This window comes from Bradyrhizobium sp. 23, assembly GCF_023073295.1.
GTDB lineage: Bacteria > Pseudomonadota > Alphaproteobacteria > Rhizobiales > Xanthobacteraceae > Bradyrhizobium > Bradyrhizobium canariense_D.
This window is the reverse complement of the sequence record NZ_JADPJF010000103.1, coordinates 124,013-124,770: the sequence shown is the minus strand read 5'-3', so window position 1 is coordinate 124,770 and position 758 is coordinate 124,013. Positions and strand designations below refer to the sequence as shown.

The window sequence follows — 758 nt, the reverse complement described above, 5'->3', positions numbered from 1 at the left end:
GGAGACCGGCCGCCCCTACGACCGCGTCGCCGCGGCCTATAGCGGCGGCTGGCTGATGCTCGGCCGCGGCGAGCCGGCGGCGGCCGCGGCCATTCTCGAGAATGGTTTTGTCCTGGCGCAGAAGCACGGCATCCGGCTGTTCGTGCCGGTGCTCGCCTGCCATCTCGGCATGGCCTATCTGGAGCAGGGGCTGTTTGACCGGGCGCGCGGCATGCTGACGGAAGCGCGTGAGGAAGCGAAGGCGGTCGGCTATACCTCGGCGGTGCTTCGCAGCTCGATCTACCTGGCGCTCGCCACCCACCGTCTCGGCGACGTCCAGGCCGCGCAGAACATGCTGCGCGAAGCGCGCAACACCGCGCGGCAACAGGGGTTCTCCGGCCTGGAGGCGGAGGCGCTGTTCGGCGAGGCCGTGGTGACGCCGCCGTCGGATCCGGAGGCCAGGGCGGCGATCCTGAGCGCCCTGCGCGCGACCATCGCGATCGCCGCCGAGAGCGGCGCGCTGCCGCTGCGCCACAAGGCCGAGGCGATGCTCAACGAGATGCAGGCGACGGGTGACGAGCTCAGCTGACGGCAGCGGCGGCCGGGCCGCTATCGGGGCCGAAATCTGCCCGACGCGTCAAATAAATTAAGCAGGCGCCGCAAGGAGTTAGCTACTGTGCATGGGGTTGTTTTCGCCCTTTATCTTGAAGGGCCCTTCATGGTGCAGCGCGGAGGACGGCACGCTTGTGCCGCCCGCTCCGATGACTATGCCCTTGCGC

1 protein-coding gene is annotated in these 758 nt (G+C 69.3%); it reads left to right on the top strand.

Annotated elements, in window-relative coordinates:
* On the top strand, nt 1-568 hold a 568-nt coding region (locus tag IVB32_RS25690; protein ID WP_247411781.1), incomplete at its 5' end, for a tetratricopeptide repeat protein.
* Nucleotides 569-758 lie beyond the last annotated feature (190 nt).